This is a genomic window from Nocardioides sp. 503, assembly GCF_004522095.1.
Taxonomy (GTDB): domain Bacteria; phylum Actinomycetota; class Actinomycetes; order Propionibacteriales; family Nocardioidaceae; genus Nocardioides.
Genome location: NZ_SPUI01000003.1, coordinates 219,507 through 239,500, shown reverse-complemented (window position 1 = coordinate 239,500; position 19,994 = coordinate 219,507). Strand labels below are relative to the sequence as shown.

Annotated in this window: 20 protein-coding genes; 14 read left to right on the top strand and 6 right to left on the bottom strand. The window is 71.9% G+C overall.

The genetic code is table 11. The annotated features are described in order from the left end of the window. The first annotated feature begins 61 nt into the window (after positions 1-61). The 7 genes from E4622_RS08485 (at position 62) to E4622_RS08455 (ending at position 7,759) form a co-directional block, all read left to right on the top strand. On the top strand, positions 62-532 hold the full coding sequence (locus E4622_RS08485) for a (2Fe-2S)-binding protein (RefSeq protein WP_134739784.1): 471 nt from the start codon (positions 62-64) through the stop codon (positions 530-532). Continuing rightward, positions 529-3,024 (top strand): xanthine dehydrogenase family protein molybdopterin-binding subunit, encoded by a 2,496-nt coding sequence (locus E4622_RS08480; RefSeq protein WP_245155950.1) that lies wholly within the window; start codon positions 529-531, stop codon positions 3,022-3,024. Before E4622_RS08485 ends, E4622_RS08480 begins: the two co-directional genes overlap by 4 nt. Then, a complete protein-coding gene (locus tag E4622_RS08475) occupies positions 3,024-3,881 on the top strand; it encodes a xanthine dehydrogenase family protein subunit M (RefSeq protein WP_134739783.1) in 858 nt (285 codons plus the stop codon). The genes E4622_RS08480 and E4622_RS08475 overlap by 1 nt, the downstream gene beginning before the upstream one ends. After that, a complete protein-coding gene (locus tag E4622_RS08470; protein WP_134739782.1) occupies positions 3,881-4,567 on the top strand; it encodes an SRPBCC family protein in 687 nt (228 codons plus the stop codon). The genes E4622_RS08475 and E4622_RS08470 overlap by 1 nt, the downstream gene beginning before the upstream one ends. Before the next feature lie 255 nt (positions 4,568-4,822). Further along, entirely contained in the window at positions 4,823-6,025 is a 1,203-nt protein-coding gene (locus E4622_RS08465; protein ID WP_134739781.1) for an HNH endonuclease signature motif containing protein, read from the top strand. Between the two features lie 52 nt (positions 6,026-6,077). Beyond that, entirely contained in the window at positions 6,078-6,725 is a 648-nt protein-coding gene (locus tag E4622_RS08460) for a class I SAM-dependent methyltransferase (RefSeq protein WP_134739780.1), read from the top strand. Between the two features lie 146 nt (positions 6,726-6,871). Next, the gene (locus tag E4622_RS08455) at positions 6,872-7,759 is read left to right on the top strand and encodes a Bax inhibitor-1/YccA family protein (RefSeq protein ID WP_134739779.1); all 888 of its coding nucleotides are present in this window, start codon (positions 6,872-6,874) and stop codon (positions 7,757-7,759) included. Between the two features lie 86 nt (positions 7,760-7,845). Here E4622_RS08455 and E4622_RS08450 read toward each other — a convergent pair whose 3' ends face one another. Then, positions 7,846-8,883 (bottom strand): SGNH/GDSL hydrolase family protein, encoded by a 1,038-nt coding sequence (locus E4622_RS08450; RefSeq protein WP_134739778.1) that lies wholly within the window; start codon positions 8,881-8,883, stop codon positions 7,846-7,848. Positions 8,884-8,919: 36 nt separating this feature from the next. On the opposite strand from E4622_RS08450, the gene E4622_RS08445 reads away from it, so the two are divergent. Further along, positions 8,920-10,341 (top strand): cystathionine beta-synthase, encoded by a 1,422-nt coding sequence (locus E4622_RS08445; protein ID WP_134739777.1) that lies wholly within the window; start codon positions 8,920-8,922, stop codon positions 10,339-10,341. 3 nt (positions 10,342-10,344) lie between these two features. Here E4622_RS08445 and E4622_RS08440 read toward each other — a convergent pair whose 3' ends face one another. Genes E4622_RS08440 through E4622_RS08430 form a run of 3 tightly spaced genes read right to left on the bottom strand, consistent with a single transcriptional unit; the run spans position 10,345 to position 13,339 of the window. Then, a complete protein-coding gene (locus tag E4622_RS08440) occupies positions 10,345-11,334 on the bottom strand; it encodes a zinc-binding dehydrogenase (protein WP_209021844.1) in 990 nt (329 codons plus the stop codon). Further along, positions 11,331-12,149 (bottom strand): citryl-CoA lyase, encoded by an 819-nt coding sequence (locus E4622_RS08435; RefSeq protein ID WP_134739776.1) that lies wholly within the window; start codon positions 12,147-12,149, stop codon positions 11,331-11,333. The genes E4622_RS08440 and E4622_RS08435 overlap by 4 nt, the downstream gene beginning before the upstream one ends. A gap of 26 nt (positions 12,150-12,175) precedes the next feature. Further along, positions 12,176-13,339, bottom strand: coding sequence for a CoA transferase (locus tag E4622_RS08430; RefSeq protein ID WP_134739775.1), 1,164 nt, complete (start codon positions 13,337-13,339; stop codon positions 12,176-12,178). A 155-nt stretch (positions 13,340-13,494) separates the two neighbouring features. Between E4622_RS08430 and E4622_RS08425 the strand changes: the two genes are divergently transcribed. After that, positions 13,495-14,955, top strand: coding sequence for an amidohydrolase family protein (locus E4622_RS08425; RefSeq protein ID WP_134739774.1), 1,461 nt, complete (start codon positions 13,495-13,497; stop codon positions 14,953-14,955). An 18-nt stretch (positions 14,956-14,973) separates the two neighbouring features. On the opposite strand, the gene E4622_RS08420 is transcribed toward E4622_RS08425, so the two are convergent. Further along, positions 14,974-15,786: an IclR family transcriptional regulator C-terminal domain-containing protein gene (locus E4622_RS08420; protein WP_134739773.1), complete on the bottom strand. Its 813-nt coding sequence runs from the start codon at positions 15,784-15,786 to the stop codon at positions 14,974-14,976. Positions 15,787-15,902: 116 nt separating this feature from the next. On the opposite strand from E4622_RS08420, the gene E4622_RS08415 reads away from it, so the two are divergent. The 5 genes from E4622_RS08415 to E4622_RS22705 all read left to right on the top strand — a co-directional run bounded on the left by E4622_RS08415 (position 15,903) and on the right by E4622_RS22705 (position 19,625). After that, positions 15,903-16,763, top strand: a complete 861-nt coding sequence (locus E4622_RS08415) for an extradiol ring-cleavage dioxygenase (protein WP_134739772.1) — start codon at positions 15,903-15,905, stop codon at positions 16,761-16,763. Between the two features lie 67 nt (positions 16,764-16,830). Beyond that, positions 16,831-17,193 (top strand): hypothetical protein, encoded by a 363-nt coding sequence (locus E4622_RS08410; protein WP_134739771.1) that lies wholly within the window; start codon positions 16,831-16,833, stop codon positions 17,191-17,193. Positions 17,194-17,277: 84 nt separating this feature from the next. Beyond that, a complete protein-coding gene (locus E4622_RS08405) occupies positions 17,278-17,721 on the top strand; it encodes an OB-fold domain-containing protein (protein WP_134739770.1) in 444 nt (147 codons plus the stop codon). Further along, positions 17,718-18,917, top strand: coding sequence for a lipid-transfer protein (locus E4622_RS08400; RefSeq protein WP_245155949.1), 1,200 nt, complete (start codon positions 17,718-17,720; stop codon positions 18,915-18,917). The genes E4622_RS08405 and E4622_RS08400 overlap by 4 nt, the downstream gene beginning before the upstream one ends. Positions 18,918-19,058: 141 nt before the next feature. Next, a complete protein-coding gene (locus E4622_RS22705; RefSeq protein WP_167736018.1) occupies positions 19,059-19,625 on the top strand; it encodes a hypothetical protein in 567 nt (188 codons plus the stop codon). Here the strand turns inward: E4622_RS22705 and E4622_RS08390 are convergent. Then, the gene (locus E4622_RS08390; protein WP_134739769.1) at positions 19,601-19,966 is read right to left on the bottom strand and encodes a YchJ family metal-binding protein; all 366 of its coding nucleotides are present in this window, start codon (positions 19,964-19,966) and stop codon (positions 19,601-19,603) included. The two genes, E4622_RS22705 and E4622_RS08390, sit on opposite strands and share 25 nt — an antisense overlap. Between the last annotated feature and the right edge of the window lie 28 nt (positions 19,967-19,994).

The following is a 19,994-nucleotide window of genomic DNA, read 5'->3' as shown; positions in this document are numbered from 1 at the left end:
CGCCAACCGAGCGTCCCTAGCGTGACCCAGGTCACCACACCCACGCTCGAGGGAGTCGTCCATGACCCGGATCAACCTGACCGTCGACGGATCGAAGGTCTCCGACGACGTCGAACCCCGGATGCTGCTGGTGCAGTACCTGCGCGAGAAGCTCGGGAAGACCGGGACGGTCATCGGCTGCGACACCAGCAACTGCGGGGCGTGCACCGTGCACCTGGACGGCACGAGCGTGAAGTCGTGCAACGTGCTCGCCGTGCAGGCGGACGGGTCCGAGGTGACCACCATCGAGGGCCTGGCCCAGGACGGTGAGCTGCACCAGGTCCAGAAGTCCTTCCGGGAGTGCCACGGCCTCCAGTGCGGCTTCTGCACGCCAGGGATGATCATGCAGAGCGTGGACCTCCTCAAGGAGAACCCGCACCCCACCGAGCAGGAGATCCGGGTCGGCCTCGAGGGCAACCTGTGCCGCTGCACCGGCTACCACAACATCGTGAAGTCCGTGCAGCACGCGGCCGCGCAGGGAGGTGCCCAGTGACCCTCACCGAGGACGAGATGACCCAGACCGCGCCCGACTCGACGCTCGAGATCGGCAAGGACCGGCGCCGCAAGGAGGACCAGCGGCTGATCACCGGCCGCACGCGCTGGACCGACAACCTGACGCTGCCCGGCATGCTGCACCTCGCGATGGTGCGCAGCCCGTTCGCCCACGCGACGATCACGAACATCGACAAGTCGGCGGCCGAGGCCTCGCCCAACGTCGTCCGCGTCATCACCGGCGCCGACGTCGCCGACGAGCAGGGCGGCCTGCCCAACGCCTGGCCGATCACCCCCGACCAGGTCACGCCCAACCACCCGCCGATCGCCGTCGACCGTGTCGTCTTCGCGGGCGAGATCGTGGCGGTCATCGTGGCCCGTTCCGCCGCCGAGGCCCGCGACGCGGCAGAGCTCGTCGACATCGACTACGACGAGCTGCCGGCCGCGCTCGACCTCAAGGAGGCGGCGGAGGACAAGGTGCTCGCGCACCCCGAGCTCGGCACCAACAAGTCGGCGTTCTGGAGGTTCGACTCCGAGGAGGCCGGCACCGGCGGCAACGTCGACCAGGCCATCGCCAAGGCGCGCACGGACGGCATCGTGATCGAGCGCGAGTACCGCCAGCAGCGGCTGATCCCCGCCTTCATGGAGCCGCGGTCGACCGTGGTCGACCCGACCGGCGAGCAGATCACGATGTGGTCCTCCACCCAGATCCCGCACATCCTGAAGTTCCTGCTGGCCGCGGTGACCGGGGTGTCGGAGTCCAAGATCCGCGTCATCGCCCCGGACGTCGGCGGCGGCTTCGGCGGCAAGCTGCAGACCACGCCGGAGGAGTTCATCACCTTCCTGGTGGCCCGCCAGGTCGGCAAGCCGGTGAAGTACACCGAGACCCGCTCGGAGTCGCTGATGGCGGCCCACCACGGACGCGACCAGTGGCAGAAGCTCACGCTCTCGGCGGAGAAGGACGGCACGGTGACCGGCTTCAAGGTCGAGCTGCTGGCCGACCTGGGCTCCCACGTGTCGCTGGTGGGCGGCGGCGTGCCGGTGCTCGGCGCGTTCATGTTCAACGCGATCTACAAGTTCCCGGCCTACCAGTTCAACTGTCAGACGGTCCTCACCAACAAGACCTGGACCGACGCCTACCGCGGCGCCGGACGGCCGGAGGCGACGTACGCCATCGAGCGGATCATGGACGAGCTCGCCGCCGAGCTCGGCGTCGACCCGTTCGAGGTCCGCGAGAAGAACTGGATCAAGCACGAGGAGTTCCCGTTCACGACGGTGGCCGGGCTGGAGTACGACTCCGGCAACTACGAGGCCGCCACCGCGCGCGCCAAGGAGCTCTTCGGGTACGACGAGCTGCGGGCCGAGCAGAAGCGGCGCCGAGACGCGGGGGACCAGGTCCAGCTCGGGATCGGCGTCTCGACCTTCACGGAGATGTGCGGCTTGGCGCCGTCGCGGGTCCTGGGCTCGCTCGACTACGGCGCCGGCGGCTGGGAGCACGCGAGCGTGCGGATGCTGCCCACCGGCAAGGTCGAGGTGCTCACCGGAGCGTCCGCCCACGGTCAGGGCCACGAGACGGCGTTCAGCCAGATCGTGGCCGACCGGCTCGGCGTCGCCTTCGAGGACGTCGAGGTGCTGCACGGCGACACCATGGTCAGCCACAAGGGTCTCGACACCTACGGCTCGCGCTCGCTGGTCGTCGGTGGGGAGGCGATCGTCAAGGCCGCCGACAAGGTCATCGAGAAGGCCAAGCCGATTGCGGCGCACCTGCTCGAGGCCTCGGTCGACGACATCGAGTTCAACGCCGGACGGTTCTCGGTCAAGGGCACCGACCAGGGGCTGGCGATGGCGGAGATCGCGCTGGCGACGTTCGCCGCGCACAACCTGCCCGACGGCGTCGAGCCGTCGCTCGACTCCGACGCGACCTTCGACCCGGTGAACTTCAACTACCCCCACGGCACGCACCTCTGCGCGATGGAGGTGGACACCGAGACCGGGGAGGTGACGATGCGCAAGTACGCCGCCTGCGACGACATCGGCAACATCATCAACCCGCTGATCGTCTCCGGGCAGCTGCACGGCGGGCTGGTGCAGGGCATCGCGCAAGCCCTGTGGGAGGAGGCGGTCTACGACGACTCCGGCACGCTGGTGACGGGCTCGTTCGTCGACTACCTGCTGCCGACGGCGGCCGACACGATCAGCTTCGACCTCGACCACACGACCTCGCCCGCGACGACCAACACGCTCGGCACCAAGGGAGTCGGCGAGGCCGGCACGATCGCCTCGACCCCGGCGGTCGTCAACGCCGTCGTGGACGCCGTGCGACACCTGGGCGTCACCGACGTCCGGATGCCCTGCACGCCCGAGCGGGTGTGGAAGGCCATCAACGACGCGCGAGGTGGTGCGCAGGCCGAGACGGTCGGCGCCGCCGCACCGCACTTCGACGAGTCGACCGGCATGGACGGCACCGTGGACCGCACGAGTGGAGGCAACTGATGATCCCCGCACCGTTCGACTACCTCGCCCCGACCACGGTCGAGGAGGCGCTCGCCGCCCTCGGCCAGCACGGCGACGACGCCAAGATCCTGGCCGGGGGGCAGAGCCTGCTCCCCGTCCTCCGGATGCGGCTCAACGCGCCCGAGGTCGTCATCGACCTCGGCAAGATCCACAGCCTGCGCGGCATCCGCGACGACGGTGACGCCCTCGTCATCGGCGCGATGACCCAGCACTCCGTCGTCGAGCACGACCCGCTGGTCGCCGAGCACGCGACGCTGATCTCCAAGGCCGTCGAGCACCTCGCCGACCACCAGATCCGGCACCGCGGCACGTTCGGCGGCGCCCTCGCCCACGCCGACCCTGCGGGCGACCTCGGCGCGCCGGCGCTGGCCCTCGAGGCGCAGTTCGTGATCGCCGGGCCCGCGGGCACCCGCACCGTCGCGGCCGACGACTTCTTCGTCGACCTCTTCGAGACCGCCATCGGCGAGGACGAGATCCTCACGGAGATCCGGGTGCCCAAGCACACCGGCTGGGGGGCGACGTACGAGAAGTTCGTGCGGGTCGCCCACCAGTGGCCGATCGTCGCGGTCGCGGCGACCGTCCGCGTCGAGGGCGGCACGATCGCGGAGGCGCGCATCGGCCTCACCAACATGGGCTCGACCCCCCTGCGGGCCCGTGCGGTGGAGGCGGCCCTCGTCGGGCAGCCGGCCACCGAGGACGCCGTGCGCGCCGCCGCGGCCCATGCGGCCGAGGGCACCAACCCGCCCTCGGACCTCAACGGCGAGGCGGCGTACCGCGCGCACCTGGCCACCGTGCTCGTACGTCGGGCAGTGCTGTCCGCGGCCGGGACCACCTGATGGACCTGACCCACCGGTTCACCGTCCCGACCGGCGTCGAGGAGACCTGGTCGCACTTCCAGGACATCGCGTCGGTGGCGGAGTGCTTCCCGGGCGCGACCGTCTCCTCGGTGGAGGGCGACACCTTCCAGGGCTCCTGCAAGGTCAAGCTCGGCCCGATCGCCCTGGTCTACAACGGCTCGGGGACCTTCCTGGAGAAGGACGAGACGGCGCACCGCTTCGTCGTCGACGCCAAGGGCAAGGACAAGCGCGGCAACGGCACCGCCGGCGCGGTCGTCACCTGCACGATGACCGACGCCTCCGGCGCCACGGACGTCGAGGTCGTCACCGATCTCAACATCACGGGCAAGCCGGCGCAGTTCGGCCGCGGCGTCATGCAGGACGTCTCGGACAAGCTGCTCGGCCAGTTCGTGGCCTGCCTCGAGCAGCGCCTCTCCCCGGCCGCGGAGCCGGAGGCTGCCGCGGAGCTCGCCGACGAGCCGACCCCGCTCGCCGACGAGGCGGCCGCCGCCACTGCCGCCCCCGTCCCACCGCCGACCCCGCCACGACCGGCCTCCGTCGCGCCACCCACCGACGACTCCCTGGACCTCGGCGCCGCCGTCGTCCCGATCCTCCTCAAGACCTACTGGAAGCAGGCTCTCGGGGCCGTGCTGGTGGTCGCCCTCCTGAGGCGCCTCCTCCGCTGACCTCGCATCCATCCTTCCGGTGGTCGAGCAGTGAGGAGCGTCAGCGACGAGCGCCCGTCGAGACCCCGTGAGCCGAGGCAGGCGTTCGGGCGGGGTTTCGCGACGGTTGCTGCGCAACCTCCTCAACCCACGAGGTCGACCCCACCCCAGGGCCGAAAGCAAAATCAGAGAAAGATAGCCACTTACCCTCCACACCCTGTGGATAACCGGCCTTCTCGGCCCCTCACTGTCGGTGGCGGCTGCTTGGGTGAGGACATGAGCAGCCGCGCCACCCACCCGCCGAGCCACCCCGTGGCACAGAAGGTGGCGCGCCTGCGGGCCGAGCTCGCCGAGCTCAACGAGGCCGCGCTGTGGTCCATGACCCCCGAGGAGGCCGCCACCACCCTGGTTGAGACCACCCGCCTCAACGCCCAGGCCGCCGACCTCGAGCTCCGCCTGGCCTCCCACGCCGACCGGTGTGAGGTCGGCGCCGCCCAGGGCGCCACCTCGACCGCGGCCTACTGGGCCCACCAGACCCACCTGACCCAGCGCGACGCCGCGTCCAGGATGAAGCTCGCCAAGGCCCTCCACGGCCACGCCCCGGTCGAGGAGAGCCTCGCCAAGGGCCACATCCTCGCCGACCAGGCGAAGGTGGTCGTCGAAGCCGTCGACGCGCTGCCCGACGACGTCGGAGCAGAGGTCAAGGTCCAGGTCCGGGACCACCTGCTCGCCGAGGCGGCGCACTTCGACGCCCAGCGGCTGCGCGTCCTGGGCCGGCACGCCCTCGAGGTCGTCGCCCCCGAGATCGGCGAGGCCGAGGAGACCCGCCAGCTCGAGGCCCAGGAGCACAAGGCCCAGGCCAAGGCCCGCCTCACGATGCACGACGACGGCCAGGGCACCACCCACGGCCGGTTCTCGATCCCCACCCACGCCGCCGACAAGCTCCGCAAGGCGGCCCAGGCCCTCGCCGCCCCCAAGGCCGGCGGTCAAGGCGCCACCCCCCACGGCATGGGCCTCGCGCTCATCGACTACATCGACCGCTACCCGACCAACAAGCTGCCCCAGGCCGGCGGGATGGACGCGACCGTCGTGGTGACCATGTCCCTGGAGACCCTCCTGGGCGGACTCGAGGCAGCCCAGCTCGACACCGGCACCCGCATCAGCCCCGGCCTGGCCCGCCGCATGGCCTGCGAGGCCGGTGTCATCCCCGTCGTCCTCGGCGGGAGGTCGGAGATCCTCGACCTCGGCCGCAAGAGACGGCTGCACAGCAAGGCCCAGAGGATCGCGATGGCAGTGCGAGACGGTGGCTGCATCACCCTGGGCTGCGATCGTCCTTCGGCCTGGTGTCACGCCCACCACCTCGACCCCTGGTCGCAAGGCGGCAGCACCTCCGCCGAGCGCGGCGGCCTCCTCTGCCCCCGCCACCACCCCTTGGCCCACCACCCCGGCGGCAAGGTCTCCTTCCACAAGCGGGAGTGAGGGCCGACTGTCGGCTTGCCTTCAGGTCGACCTGAAGAGGCAGAGTGTGGGCATGAGCCACGAACACCACGAGGTCGACCTCGCGACGATGTACAGCCAGGAGACCTGGGACGCGCGCTACGCCGAGTCCGAGCGCATCTGGAGCGGCAACCCCAACCCCCGGCTGGTCGAGCACGTCGCCGACCTGACGCCGGGGCGTGCCCTCGACATCGGGTGCGGGGAGGGCGCGGACGTGGTCTGGCTGGCGCAGCAGGGCTGGCAGGCCACCGGCGTCGACGTGTCCGAGGTGGCGCTGCTGCGCGCGGCCGAGCACGCCGAGGGTGCCGGGGTGGAGGACAAGGTGGCCTGGGAGCGGGTCGACCTGATGGGTGGCGGCGAGCTGCCGGGTGACATGGACCTGGTGTCGGTCCAGTTCTTCCACCCGCCGGTCGACCGCTTCGCCGAGCTGACGCAGCGGATGGGCGCGGCCGTGCGGCCCGGCGGCCACCTGCTCGTGGTCGGGCACCACCCGGCGGACCTCGAGACCGGCGTCCGCAAGCCGCACGGGCCCGACCTGCTGTTCACGCCGGACCGCGTGACCGCGGCGCTGCCCGAGGCCGACTGGGAGGTCCTCGTCGCCGACGTACCGACCCGTGACCACCCGACCGACGACGGACCCGTGACCGTCACCGACACGGTCGTGCTGGCGCGGCGCCGCTGACGGGCGGATTCACACCCATCTCTCAGGTACGGCGGGAACGTCGCGGCCCGCGCAGGCGTTGGAACCGGTGACGACCCCTAGACTGGGGGTCTAGACAGGGTCCAGCCGTCACGGAGACGGTGACCAGGCCTCCAAGGAGGAGACCAATGCAGAGCAACAACCCGGTGTTCAACCGCTCGGAGGAGTTCCAGCGCGGCGGCAACGCCAACGCGAACGCCTACGGCAACCAGACCTACGCCGGCAACGGCTCGAGCTACCAGGGCTACGGCACCGACCCCGCGGCCTGGGGTACCGGCCAGCCCGGCTCGCCCGAGACGCCGACGCAGGCACCCGCGTCGTCGGGCCCCATGACCATCGACTCGGTGGTCCAGAAGACCGCGATCTCGCTGGGTGTCGTGATCGTCGCCGCCCTGGCGACGTGGATCCTCACGCCCGAGATCACCCCGAGCACGACCAACGAGGACCTCGGCGGCCTCATGGCTGCCATGACCATCGGCAGCCTGGGCGCCTTCGCCCTCTCCATGGTCAACTCGTTCAAGCGGGTCATCAGCCCGGCCCTGGTCCTGGCGTTCTGCGTGCTCGAGGGCGTGGCCCTCGGTGCGCTGAGCAAGTTCTTCGACGCCCAGTTCGGTGACGGAGTCGTCTCCGGGGCCGTCATCGGCACCTTCGCCGCCTTCGCCGGCACGCTGACCGCCTACAAGGTGCTCAACATCAAGGTGGGCGACAAGTTCCGCAAGTTCGTCGTCGCCGCGGTCTTCGGCATGATCGGCCTCAGCCTGATGGAGTTCGTCCTGAGCCTCTTCGGTGCCGAGATCGGCCTGTTCGGCGTCAGCGGCCTGGGCATGGTCACGGCCGTCGCTGGCCTCGTGCTCGGTGTGTTCATGCTGATCATGGACTTCGACTTCGTCGAGCAGGGTGTGGCCAACCGGCTCCCCGAGCGCGAGTCGTGGCGAGCCGCGTTCGCGATGACCGTGAGCCTCGTCTGGATCTACACGAACCTGCTCCGCATCCTGGCGTTCTTCAGCCAGGACTGAGCGGGCGGTCGACGCGCTCGGCCGACAACGCCAAGGGCCCCGGGGTTCTCCCCGGGGCCTTTGCCGTGCCCGAGGTGTGGCCGAGGCTACGAGGTCGTCGGACCCGTGACGGCGGCCTCGGCCTCGGCGTCGGGGACCGGGGCCTCGCCCTTGGCCTGCGGGCGGCGGCGGCGGTGGCGCAGCTCGACCCACAGGCCGCGCACGCCGAGGCGGTTGCCGGCCACCTCGGTGCCGTCGAGCTCGGTGCCGGGGGTCTGCACGGCCTGGACCGCGGCCGTCGCGACCGGCATCACGCCCTCGCCGCGGTAGGCCTCCGGGTGCTCCTCGTCGTCCGGGGCCAGCCCGAGGGCGGCGAGCACGGACGGCAGCAGCACCGTCGCCAGGGCGCGGTAGCCGTGGGCGGAGGGGTGGAACTGGTCGGGCCCGAAGAGCAGCGACGGAGCCGCCGCGAACTCCTTGCCGAGCACCGCCGCGAGCGACACGGTGCGCCCGCCCTCGTTGATCACCGCGATCGTCTGGGCGGCGGCCAGCCGGCGTGACCAGGTGCGGGCGATCTGCTTGAGCGGAGGGCCGATCGGCTTGACCGTGCCGAGGTCCGGGCAGGTGCCGACGATGACCTGGACGCCGGCGTCGACCAGGCGACGTACGCCCTCGGAGAGGTGGCGCACCGACTCCGACGGCAGCATCTTGTGGGTGACGTCGTTGGCGCCGACGAGGATGACGGCGACGTCGGGCTCGATCGTCAGCGCCTTGTCGATCTGGTCGTCGAGCTGGGAGGACTTGGCGCCCACGACGCAGAACGCGCGCAGGTAGACCCGGCGCTCGGCGTACTCGGCCAGGCCGTTGGCGAGGACGGCGCCCGGCGTCTCGGTGACGTCGCCGACGCCGTAGCCGGCGGCACTCGAGTCACCCAGCAGCGCGATCTTGAGGGCGGGGCCGGGACGGCCTCGGCCGTACCACCCGGTCGCGTCGGGCGGGGCGCCGCTGGTGCGCCCGATCGCCTTGCGGGCGAGCTTGGCCTCGGCGGCCAGGACGGCGTACAGCCCGCCGCCGAGCACGGACAGGCCGCCACCGCCGTATGCCGCGGCGGCAGCCAGCTTTCTGGCAGCACCGGCTCTCCCCACGTAGGTGAGTCTACGCAAGCGCTCTATGTTGGACGTGTGCAGTATGTGAACTCTCTCCTCGACCTGATCGGCAACACCCCGCTGTTGCGCCTCTCGCGCACCCTGGACCTGCCGGGAGGGGCGGACACCGAGGACGCCGGCGGCGTCCCCACGGGGCCCCTGGTGCTCGCGAAGATCGAGTACCTCAACCCGGGCGGGTCGGTGAAGGACCGCATCGCCACCCGGATGATCGAGGCTGCCGAGGCCTCGGGCGAGCTCCAGCCCGGCGGCACCATCGTCGAGCCGACCTCGGGCAACACCGGCGTGGGCCTGGCGATGGTGGCGCAGGCGAAGGGCTACAAATGCATCTTCGTGTGCCCCGACAAGGTCAGCGAGGACAAGCGCAACGTCCTCAAGGCCTACGGCGCCGAGGTCGTGGTCTGCCCGACCGCCGTGGCACCCGAGCACCCCGACTCCTACTACAACGTCTCCGACCGCCTGAGCTCGCAGCCGGGCGCCTGGAAGCCCAACCAGTACGCCAACGTCCACAACCCGCGCTCGCACTACGAGACCACCGGCCCCGAGATCTGGGCGCAGACCGAGGGCCGCATCACGCACTTCGTCACGGGCATGGGCACCGGCGGCACCATCACCGGCGTGGGGCGATACCTCAAGGAGCAGAACCCCGACATCAAGGTGATCGGCGCCGACCCGGCGGGCTCGGTCTACTCCGGCGGCAGCGGCCGCCCCTACCTCGTCGAGGGAGTCGGCGAGGACTTCTGGCCCGACACCTACGACCGCACGGTCGCCGACCGGGTCATCGAGGTCTCCGACGCCGACTCCTTCGCGTTCACCCGCCGGCTGGCCCGCGAGGAGGCGCTGCTAGTCGGCGGCTCGTCCGGCATGGCGGCGTACGCCGCGAAGCAGCTCGCCCACGAGATCGCCGGCACCCCCGAGGGCGAGGGCGCGGTGATCGTGGTGCTGCTGCCCGACTCGGGCCGCGGCTACCTCACCAAGGTGTTCAACGACGAGTGGCTCGCCCAGTACGGCTTCGACAGCGGCCAGAAGACCGCCGCCCAGACGGTGGGGGAGGTGCTGCGCGGCAAGTCGGAGCGACTGCCCGAGCTCGTGCACACCCACCCGAGCGAGACCATCGCCGAGGCGGTCCACATCCTCCAGGAGTACGGCGTCTCGCAGATGCCCGTCGTGCGCGCCGAGCCGCCCATCGTGGCGGCCGAGGTGGCAGGCTCGGTCTCCGAGCGCACCCTCCTCGACGCGCTCTACGCCGGCACCGCGCGGCTCACCGACCCGGTCGAGGACCACATGTCCCCGCCGTTGCCGACGATCGGCTCGACCGAGGACGCCCGCGACGCCGCCACCCTGCTCGGGTCGGCCGACGCGGTGCTCGTGCAGGAGGACGGCAAGCCCGTGGGCGTGCTGACCCGTCAGGACCTGCTGACGTTCCTCACCCGCGCCTGAGGCTCACTGCCGCAGGTCGATGACCGCGCGGCCGTGGACCTCGCCCGCGGCCTGGCGGGTCCAGGCCTCGCCGACCTGGTGGAGGCCGAAGACCTCGTAGGGCACCGCCAGCCGCCCCGCGGCGGCGTGCTCCTCGATGGCGGCCATGGCGCCCGCGCGCTGCTCGGCCGTCAGGTCGTTGTTGGTGTAGCCCAGGATCGTGCGCGGCCCGCTGCGCAGGTGTGCCGAGGCGAACGTCGCCGTCGGCCCGGCGCTGCTGCCGAGGTTGACCAGGCGGCCGTGCGGGGCCAGGCAGCTCAGCGCGGCGGTGGCCGGCACTCCGCAGAGCGGGTCGAGCACGAGGTCGACCTCGCCCACGATGTCGCGCATCCGCTCGGCCAGGTCCTCGGCGCTGTCGTCGCGCTCCAGCTGCACGAACCCGTCGGCCCCGAGCTCGGTTGCGGCCTGCCGGGCGCCGGGCTCGAGGGCCGCCCCCCAGACGGCCCCCGCCCCGTGCAGCCGTGCGGCCTGCAGGGCGACCGTGCCGACGACCCCGCTCGAGCCCAGGACCAGCACCCGCTCGCCGGCCTCCAGCGCCCCGCGCAGCAGCAGCGCGGTCCAGGCGGCGATCGCGGACAGGCCGAGCGCGGCCAGGTGCTGCTCGTCGACGGTGCCGGAGAGCACGACCAGCTCGGACTCCGCCACGACCACGCGCTCGGCGATGCTGCCGTCTCCCGGCGCCATCCCGGCGGACGTCGGGAACCACACCGACGTGCCGACTGGCACGGTGGAGGAGGACTCCACGACGCCGACGCCCTGGACGCCCGGCACGTAGGGCGTGGCCGGCTCGCCGAAGTACGACGTCCCGCTCGCGCACAGCAGGTCGAGTGGCGTGATCGGCGCGGTCACGGTGCGCACGAGCGCCTGCCCGGGACCGGCCTGCGGCGCGGGACGCTCGCCCACGACCGGCGGCTGGCCGCAGACGTCGACGAGCGCCGCGCGCACGGTGCTCACGCCTGCGCCGCCGGGTCGACGTAGACCGCGTTGCGGTCGACGGTGCGGTAGATCTCGGCCGCGACGCCCGGGCTGCGGATCTCCTCGGCGATGTGGCCGAGCAGCCCCGCGCACCGGGCCAGCAGGACCGTGCCGCGCAGCAGCTCCTGGGGGATGCCGAGGTCGGCGAGCGCGGCGCCGCTGACGCCGGCGCCGTTGAGCGGCAGCCGCTTGCCCAGGACCTGCTCGTGGGTGCGGCCGATGGCCTCGAAGAGCGCCAGGTGGGCGCCGTAGAGGCCCTCCTCGTGGGCGATCTGCACCAGCCGCGGGGTCCGCGGGTCGCCGTCCTTGTGCACGGGGTGGCCCAGACCGGGCACGAAGGCGCCCTTCTCGCGCTGCGCGCGCACGGCGCCGAGCGCCACCTCGTCCCAGCCGGCCTCGTCCTCGGGCAGCCGGTCCAGCCCCGCGAGCACGTCGCCCAGGAAGCGACCGGTGTCCTCGGTGACCCCCAGGAAGCGGGACCCACCGCCGAGCAGCCCCGCTGCGAGGGCGCCCTGGATGGAGTCGGGCGCGCTGAGGAAGGTGACCCGGGTCGCGATCGCGGTGGGCGTGAAGCCGTGGTCGGCAAGGCCCAGCAGCACCGCCTCGAACAGCCGGCTCTGCTGCTTGGTCGGGCGCTCGAGGGTGATCAGCCAGTAGGCCAGCTCTCCGAACGAGACGTTGCCCATCAGCTCCTCGGTCACGTCGTGACCCATCAGCGACATGCTGGTGAGGTCCGAGGTGCCCAGGGACGTGGGGAAGCTGGGCGTGCTGCTGGGCGGGGGAGTGGCGGACATCGGTGGCCCCTTCGGCTCGGTGGTGGTCAGGAGGTCGCGTCGGACGGCTTCGACGGCTCAGCGAGCCAGGCCCGGATCTCGTCGCCGTGCTCGTCCAGCCCCGGCGGCGGCAGGTCGTAGCGCGCCGGGCTGGCGCTCATCCGGATCGGGTTGCGCACGGTCGGCACGTCGCCGGCGAGCACCACCGGCTCGAGGCCGAGCCGCTCGCCCAGCTCCACGCCGCCCTGCACGTCGTTGATGGGGCCGCACGGCACGCCGGCCTCGGTCAGCACGTCGAACCACTCCTGCGCCGACCGGCGCGACAGGGCCTCGAGCAGCAGCGGGCGCAGCTCCTCGCGGTGGTCGTTGCGCCGCCCCACGCTGGAGAAGCGCTCGTCCTCGACGAGCTCGGGGACCCCCAGCGCGCCGGCGAGCCGGGCGAACTGCCCGTCGTTGCCGGCCACCACGATCAGGTCGCCGTCGCCCGTGGCCAGCGGCTCGTAGGGGAACAGGCTGAGGTGGGAGTTGCCCATGCGGTGCGGCACGACCCCGCCGGCGACGTACGCCGAGGTCTGGTTGACCAGCGAGGACAGGGCCGTGGACAGCAGGTTGGTCTCGACGTGCTGGCCCTCGCCGGTGGCGTCACGGTGCCGCAGCGCCGCGAGGATCCCGATCACGGAGTTGAGCCCGGTCATCACGTCGAAGACCGAGATGCCCGCGCGGTAGGCCGGCCCGTCCGGGCTGCCGGTCAGGCTCATCAGGCCCGACATGCCCTGCACCAGCAGGTCGTATCCCGGCAGGGACGCGCCCTGGGCCGAGCCGAAGCCGCTGATCGAGCAGTAGACGCTGGCCGGGTTGCGCGCCGCGACGTCGTCGTAGCCGAGCCCGAAGCGGTCGAGCCCGCCGGGCTTGAAGTTGTGGATGAAGACGTCCGCGCGCTCCGAGAGCGTGTGGGCGACCGCGACGTCGTCGTCGTCCTTGAGGTCGAGCACGATCGAGCGCTTGTTGCGGTTGATCGCGAGGTAGTAGGTGCCGACCTCGTCGCGGGTGGGCGGGACCCAGTGGCGGGTGTCGTCGCCGGCGGGGCTCTCGACCTTGACCACCTCGGCGCCCAGGTCGGCGAGCAGCATCGTGGCGTAGGGGCCGGCGAGGACCCGCGAGAAGTCGGCGACGAGCACCCCGTCGAGGGGTCCTCGGGCGGTGTCACTCATGGGGCTCCTCGATTGCGGACGACTGTCCGCCCACTCTCACCCGCCTCAGGGAGGGTGTCAAGCGGACCAATTCGCCCTTGACAGGGTGACGGGGGTTACAGAAAAGTGAGCGCCTGCGGACATCTGTCCGCATCAGCGAGCACGGAGGTTCCGACATGGCCCACAGCACCGACACGCGCGCCGTCGCCGACGCCCCCGCGGTGGTCTTCCGCGGCGGCACGGTCCTGACCATGGACGCGGGCCGCACCGTGCTGGAGGGCGCCGACGTCCTGGTGGTCGGCGAGAGCATCGCTGCCGTGGGGCCGCAGCTCGAGGTGCCCGAGGGCACCGCCGAGATCGACGCCACCGGCGGGATCGTGATGCCGGGCATGGTCGACACCCACCGCCACATGTGGCAGACCGCGCTGCGCGGCTACGGCGCCGACTGGACGCTCACGCAGTACTTCGTGTGGAACTACCTGGAGCATGGCAAGCACTTCCGCCCGCAGGACATCTACGCCGGCAACCTGCTGAGCGGCCTCGAGGCACTGGAGGCCGGAGTGACGACCAGCGTCGACTGGTCGCACAACCTGCAGACCGTCGACCACGCGGAGGCGGCCGTCGACGCCCTCGAGGAGGTGCCGGGCCGCTTCGTGCTCGCCTACGGCAACATCCAGGCCGGGCCGTGGGAGTGGGCGACGTCGCCGGACTTCCGCTCCTTCGTCGAGCGCCGCATGAAGCGCACGGACATGCTCGGCTTCCAGATGGCCTTCGACGTCACCGGCGACCCGGCGTTCCCCGAGAAGGCGGCCTTCGAGGTCGCCCGCGACCTCGGCGCGCCCGTCACCACCCACGCCGGCGTCTGGGGCGCCACCAACGACGACGGCATCCGGCTGATGCACGACCACGGGTTCATGACGCCCGAGACGGTCTACGTCCACGCCGCGACCCTCAGCGACGACTCCTACCAGCGCATCGCGGCCACCGGCGGGCACGCGTCGGTCTCGGCGGAGAGCGAGGCCAGCTGCGGCCAGGGCTACCCGTCGAGCTGGGCGCTGCGCCGGCACGGCGTGCCGATCTCGCTCTCGGTCGACACCAGCGTCTGGTGGAGCGGCGACGCCTTCTCGGCGATGCGCTCCACGCTGTCCTCGGACCGCACCCGCGAGCACCACGAGGCCCACGCCAAGGACGAGACCGTCACCCACATCGGCCTGCGCGCGGCCGACGTCGTGGGCTGGGCGACGCGGGGCGGCGCCGAGGCGCTCGGCCTCGGTGACGTCGTCGGCAGCCTGGAGGTGGGCAAGAAGGCCGACGTGGTGCTGGTCAAGAACGACGCGTCGCCGGTGATGTTCCCGGTGCTCAACCCCTACGGCCACGTCGTCTTCCAGGCCCAGCGCGGCGACGTGCACACGGTCCTGGTCAACGGCCGCGTCGTGAAGCACGAGCACCGCCTGGTCGACGCCGACCTGGCCAAGGCCCGCGCCGCGGTCGACGACACCATCTCGCACCTGCGCAGCACCCTGGGCGAGGAGGAGTGGCTGGCCGGCATGAGCCCCGACATCCCGGAGTCCAAGGTGCTCGACAACCCCTACACCTACACCGACTACGCCGACTCCTCGACGCACCACCACCGCTGAGCCGGGGTGGTCATGAGGTCAGGGGTGGGCTCGCCGGGTCGGCTCGGTCATGGGCCGCGAGAGCCACAGCGCCCAGTCGGCGGAGATCTCGCCCGCGGCCTGGAGCAGCAGCGGCAGGTAGGTGCCGGTGAGCGTCTCGACGCTGGTCTCGGCGGCATGGACGGTGACGTTCATGGCGGCGCGCACGGCGCCCTCGCCGTCGCGCACCGGTACGGCGATCGACCGCACGCCGCGCGCCAGCTCCTCGTCGGCGAGCGCCCAGCCCCGGGCGCGCACCGCGCGCAGCTCGGTCTCCAGGGCGTCGCGGTCGACCTCGGGCTGGACGAGGCCGGAGCGCGTCGGCAGCGCGAGCACGCGCTCACGCTCCTCGGCGGGCAGCGCGGCCAGCAGGACCTTGCCCTGCGAGGTGAGCACGGCCGGGAAGAGCGTGCCGATGTCGACGCGCAGCGCGATGATCTTCGGCACGGCCGCGCGGGCGACGTAGACGATGTCGGCGCCGTCGAGCTGCGACATGGACGACGACTCGCCGGTGCGGACCACCAGGTCCTCGAGGTGCGGGCGCGCCATCTCCCACAGGCCGAGCGAGCTGGCGTAGGCCGAGCCGAGCCGGAGCACCTGCGGGGTCAGCGCGAAGCTGCCCTTGCCGGAGCGCACGAACCCCAGCTCCTCGAGCGTCAGCAGCAGGCGGCGCGCGGTGGGGCGGGCCAGCCCCGTCGCCGTGGCGATCTCGCTCAGGCTCATCTCGCGCCGGGTCGCGTCGAAGCACGTGAGCACGTCCAGCCCGCGCGCCAGCGCCTCCACGAAGTCGGCACCCTGTCCGCGTCCTGCCATGGCAGCATGTTCGCACAGCGGACGCCTGATCCGCGACCTCTGCCCTTGCGCATCCGCACAGCGGACGCCTGTACGTCGCGTCCCACCCCGAGTCCCACCGAGAGGAACCGCTGACGATGGCGAAGCTGGTCGCGATCCTGGCCACGACCCACCACCCGTTCTACTACCGGACCAGCCAGCTGGCGCCGGAGGAGGCGCCGCCGTTCGCCGCCGAGTGGGTGAGCAAGGTGGCGTCGTACCGAGAGACGCTCACGCGGATGCGCCCCGACGTGCTGGTGATGGTCGGCTCCGACCACTTCCACCAGCTGTGGCTGGACAACATGCCGCAGTTCCTGGTGGGCAAGGCGCCGTTCTACGACGGCAACTGGGAGAACGAGATGCGGGAGTTCGGGCTCCCCAAGCTGCTCTTCAAGGGCCACGAGGGGCTCTCGGAGTACATGCTGCGCGAGGGCATCGACAAGGGCTTCGACCTGGCGTTCTCCAACGAGCTGCGCGTCGACCACTCGATCACCTGCCCGATCTTCACGGTGCGGCCCCAGAACGACCTGCCGATCGTGCCGATCTACACCAACATCTTCGCCCCGCCGCTGCCGCGACCCGAGCGGTTCGTGAAGTTCGGCCAGACCATCCGCGAGCTCATCGACGCCTGGCCCAGCCACCTGCGCGTCGCCGTGATCGGCACCGGCCACCTCTCCCTCGAGCTCGGCGGGCCGCGCCAGTTCGGGCCGCACGGGCCGGACCCGGAGTTCGACGCCAAGGCCGTCGAGTGGATCGCCAACGGCGACATCGACGGCTGCCTGGCCGACGTGACGCTCGACAGCCTGCACGCGCCGGGCAACGCCACCCACGGCTTCATGGACTTCATGCTGATGATGGGGATCGCCGGCTACCACCGGGCCGACTACGCCGACCACCTCGACCTCTTCCACACCATGGAGGCCTACTTCACCTGGTACCCGAACGGAGTCGACGCGTGAACACCCCACGCAATCGCGGCCTTCCCCCGCTTCGCTCCTCCAGTCCACGATTCCGAGGGGACCCCGAATGAGCAAGTACCTCGTCAACAAGTTCCTGTTCACCATCGACCGGGACCGCGAGCTCACCGAGCGCTACCGCGAGGACCCCGTCGGCACCGTCGCCTGGTGGGAGGCGGAGGAGGCCAACCGGCTCCTCAACGCGATCGAGGCGGAGAAGACCACGTGGCTGGCCTTCACCGACGAGGAGCGCCGGGCGCTGGCCACGCACGACAACGTGGCGCTCTTCGAGCTGGGGGCCCACCCGTTCCTCACGCTCACGCTGTGGATCGCGATGTTCGAGCGCGACTTCGACGAGCCGCTGGGCATGCAGCTCGACTACGCCGCCAAGCTGGCCCACTTCGAGCAGCCCTACCCCGACATCTCGACCTGAGCCGACGCGAGCACCGGTGGCCGCCGTCCGACGTCCGTGCGAGAATCAGAACCTGTTCTAGTTTCGTTCACGTTCGGAGGACGCATGACGGCGCCTGCCATCGAGGGCTGGTTCACGACGGGCGCCGACCCGGCGCTCCTCGGCACCCGGTGCACCACCTGCACGACGGTCTTCTTCCCCAAGGCCGACGGCTTCTGCCGCAACCCGGCGTGCTCGGGGGAGACCTTCGAGGAGGTCGCGCTCTCGCGCCGCGGGGTCGTGTGGTCCTACACCGACGCGCAGTACCAACCGCCGCCGCCGTACGTCCCCGCGACGGATCCCTACGAGCCGTTCGCGCTCGCCGCGGTCGAGCTGCCCGAGGGCCTGGTCGTGCTGGGGCAGGTCGCGCAGGGCTACGGCGTCGCCGACCTGCGCGTCGGTCAGGAGGCCGAGCTCGTCGTGGAGACGCTCTACACCGACGAGACCGGGGACCGGACGATCTGGCGCTGGAAGCCGGTCGTCGAGCTCGGCGAGGAGACCGACCAGTGAGCGGGGCGAGCAAGGACGTGGCCGTCGCAGGCGTCGGCATGCACCCGTGGGGCAAGTGGGGCAAGAGCTTCGTGACCTACGGCGTGCACGCGGCGCGGGCCGCGCTCGCCGACGCCGACGTCCCGTGGACCGACGTCGACCTGGTGGTCGGCGGCGAGACCGTGCGCAACGGCTACGGCGGCTACGTCGCGGGTGCGACGTTCGCCCAGGCGCTCGGCTGGAACGGCGCCCGCGTCGCCACGTCGTACGCCGCCTGCGCGACCGGCGCCCAGGCGCTCGACACCGCCCGCGCGCGGATCCTCGCCGGCATGTGCGAGGTGGCGCTCGTCGTCGGGGCCGACACCACGCCCAAGGGCTTCCTCGCGCCCAACGCGGGGGAGCGCTGGGACGACCCGGACTGGCTGCGGTTCCGGCTGCTGGGCATGACCAACCCGGCGTACTTCGCGCTCTACGCGCGTCGCCGCATGGACCTCTACGGCGCCACGCAGGCCGACTTCGCGCAGGTGAAGGTCAAGAACGCCAGGCACGGGCTGCACAACCCCTACGCGCGCTACCGCAAGGAGGTCTCGGTCGACGACGTGCTGGCCTCCGCCGTGGTCTCGGACCCGCTGCACCTCCTAGACATCTGCGCGACCTCCGACGGCGCGGCCGCGGTCGTGCTGACCAGCGTCGACTACGCCCGGCGCCACGGGATCGGGTCGCCGGTGCGGGTCAAGGCGGTGTCGACCGTGACGCCGACGTTCCCCCACACGGTGATGGACATGCCCAACCTCTCGACCGACTCGAGCGCCGTGACCGGTGTGCCGGAGCGGACCTTCAAGGAGTCGATCGGCCGGGCGGCCTACGAGGAGGCCGGGATCGGCCCCGAGGACGTCGACGTGGCCGAGGTCTACGACCTGTCCACCGCGCTGGAGCTCGACTGGATCGAGGACCTCGCGCTCTGCGGGCGCGGCGAGGCCGAGGCCCTGCTGCGCGCCGGCGACACCACCATCGGCGGCCGGATCCCGGTCAACCCCTCGGGCGGCCTGGCCTGCTTCGGCGAGGCGGTGCCGGCCCAGGCGCTCGCCCAGGTCTGCGAGCTCACCTGGCAGCTGCGCGGGCAGGCGGAGGGTCGTCAGGTCGAGGGCGCCCGCGTCGGCATCACCGCCAACCAGGGGCTCTTCGGCCACGGGTCCTCGGTGCTGCTGGCGGTCTGAGTCGGCTGGCGCCGGCCGCAGTTTCCCCAAGGTATGCAGATGAACCGTCACTTCCCTCGCGTTGCACACCGAGGGAAGTGACACCCCGGGTGCATACCTTGGTGAAACGCCCCCGGCTCGGAGCCGACTAGCCTGACCCGGGTGCCCGACCTGCCGTCCGCCGAGGTGCTCGACCTGTTCGCCGTACCGGCGGACCTGGAGCGGCTGCCCGGTGAGCACCACGAGCGCGTCCGCGCGGGCGACCTGCTGCTGACGGCCGGGCGCGACGCGGAGGTCCAGGCCTGGCTGAGCCCGCTGCTGGCCCGGCTGGCGGTCCGCCTCGACGAGCGTCCGGGTCGCAGCCCTCGCGACCTGCGGGTCGCGATGCCGGTGCCGGCCCGCGACGGGTCCTGGGTGGTGGACGGGTGGGGCGCCAGCCGCTACGAGCCGGGCACGGTCGTCTGCGAGGACCTGGACGTCATGCTGGCCGCGGGCAGGCTGCTGCACGCCGAGCTCGACTCGCTGGTCCGGGAGGCTCCGCCGGGGCTCGAGGCCGACGACGCCGCGTCGGACGCCGACGGCACGCCGCAGCTCGTCCACGCCGAGCTCGCCGGCAACGTGCTCCTGGACGCGCGGGGCGCCCCCGTCGTCATCGACGTGACGCCTGCCTGGCGTCCGGTCCGGTGGGCCGAGGAGCGCCTGCGTCAGTCCTGGACCTCGCCGACGTAGACCCAGTCGCCGCGCCGCAGCTCGAAGGCGCTGCGCTCGCGCCGCTCGCCGGCCTCGCCGGCGCGGGTGTAGGCCGCCACGAACTCCACCCAGTCCTCCCCGGAGCCGACGACCGTCAGCCCGGTCCAGGTGAGCGAGGGGTCGGGCTCCAGGGCGTCGGGGCGGGTGCGGGGGTGCCAGGTGCGGAAGACGAAGTCCAGCTCGCCCACGGCGTACGCCGCATAGCGCGCGCGCATCAGCTCCAGCGCGCTCACCGGGCGGGCCGAGCCCCGGTGCAGCCGGCCGCAGCACGCGTCGTAGGTCGCGCCACTCCCGCACGGGCAGGTCCGCTGGAGGCTCATGGACCGCAGACTAGGCCAGCCGCGGCCG

Excerpts from the sequence above, each read along its gene's own strand:
- E4622_RS08485 (WP_134739784.1), top strand. The coding sequence starts at position 62 with ATGACCCGGATCAACCTGACCGTCGACGGATCGAAGGTCTCCGACGAC.
- E4622_RS08475 (WP_134739783.1), top strand. The coding sequence starts at position 3,024 with ATGATCCCCGCACCGTTCGACTACCTCGCCCCGACCACGGTCGAGGAG.
- E4622_RS08470 (WP_134739782.1), top strand. The coding sequence starts at position 3,881 with ATGGACCTGACCCACCGGTTCACCGTCCCGACCGGCGTCGAGGAGACC.
- E4622_RS08465 (WP_134739781.1), top strand. The coding sequence starts at position 4,823 with ATGAGCAGCCGCGCCACCCACCCGCCGAGCCACCCCGTGGCACAGAAG.
- E4622_RS08460 (WP_134739780.1), top strand. The coding sequence starts at position 6,078 with ATGAGCCACGAACACCACGAGGTCGACCTCGCGACGATGTACAGCCAG.
- E4622_RS08455 (WP_134739779.1), top strand. The coding sequence starts at position 6,872 with ATGCAGAGCAACAACCCGGTGTTCAACCGCTCGGAGGAGTTCCAGCGC.
- E4622_RS08435 (WP_134739776.1), bottom strand. The coding sequence starts at position 12,149 with ATGTCCGCCACTCCCCCGCCCAGCAGCACGCCCAGCTTCCCCACGTCC.
- E4622_RS08430 (WP_134739775.1), bottom strand. The coding sequence starts at position 13,339 with ATGAGTGACACCGCCCGAGGACCCCTCGACGGGGTGCTCGTCGCCGAC.
- E4622_RS08425 (WP_134739774.1), top strand. The coding sequence starts at position 13,495 with ATGGCCCACAGCACCGACACGCGCGCCGTCGCCGACGCCCCCGCGGTG.
- E4622_RS08420 (WP_134739773.1), bottom strand. The coding sequence starts at position 15,786 with ATGGCAGGACGCGGACAGGGTGCCGACTTCGTGGAGGCGCTGGCGCGC.
- E4622_RS08415 (WP_134739772.1), top strand. The coding sequence starts at position 15,903 with ATGGCGAAGCTGGTCGCGATCCTGGCCACGACCCACCACCCGTTCTAC.
- E4622_RS08410 (WP_134739771.1), top strand. The coding sequence starts at position 16,831 with ATGAGCAAGTACCTCGTCAACAAGTTCCTGTTCACCATCGACCGGGAC.
- E4622_RS08405 (WP_134739770.1), top strand. The coding sequence starts at position 17,278 with ATGACGGCGCCTGCCATCGAGGGCTGGTTCACGACGGGCGCCGACCCG.
- E4622_RS08390 (WP_134739769.1), bottom strand. The coding sequence starts at position 19,966 with ATGAGCCTCCAGCGGACCTGCCCGTGCGGGAGTGGCGCGACCTACGAC.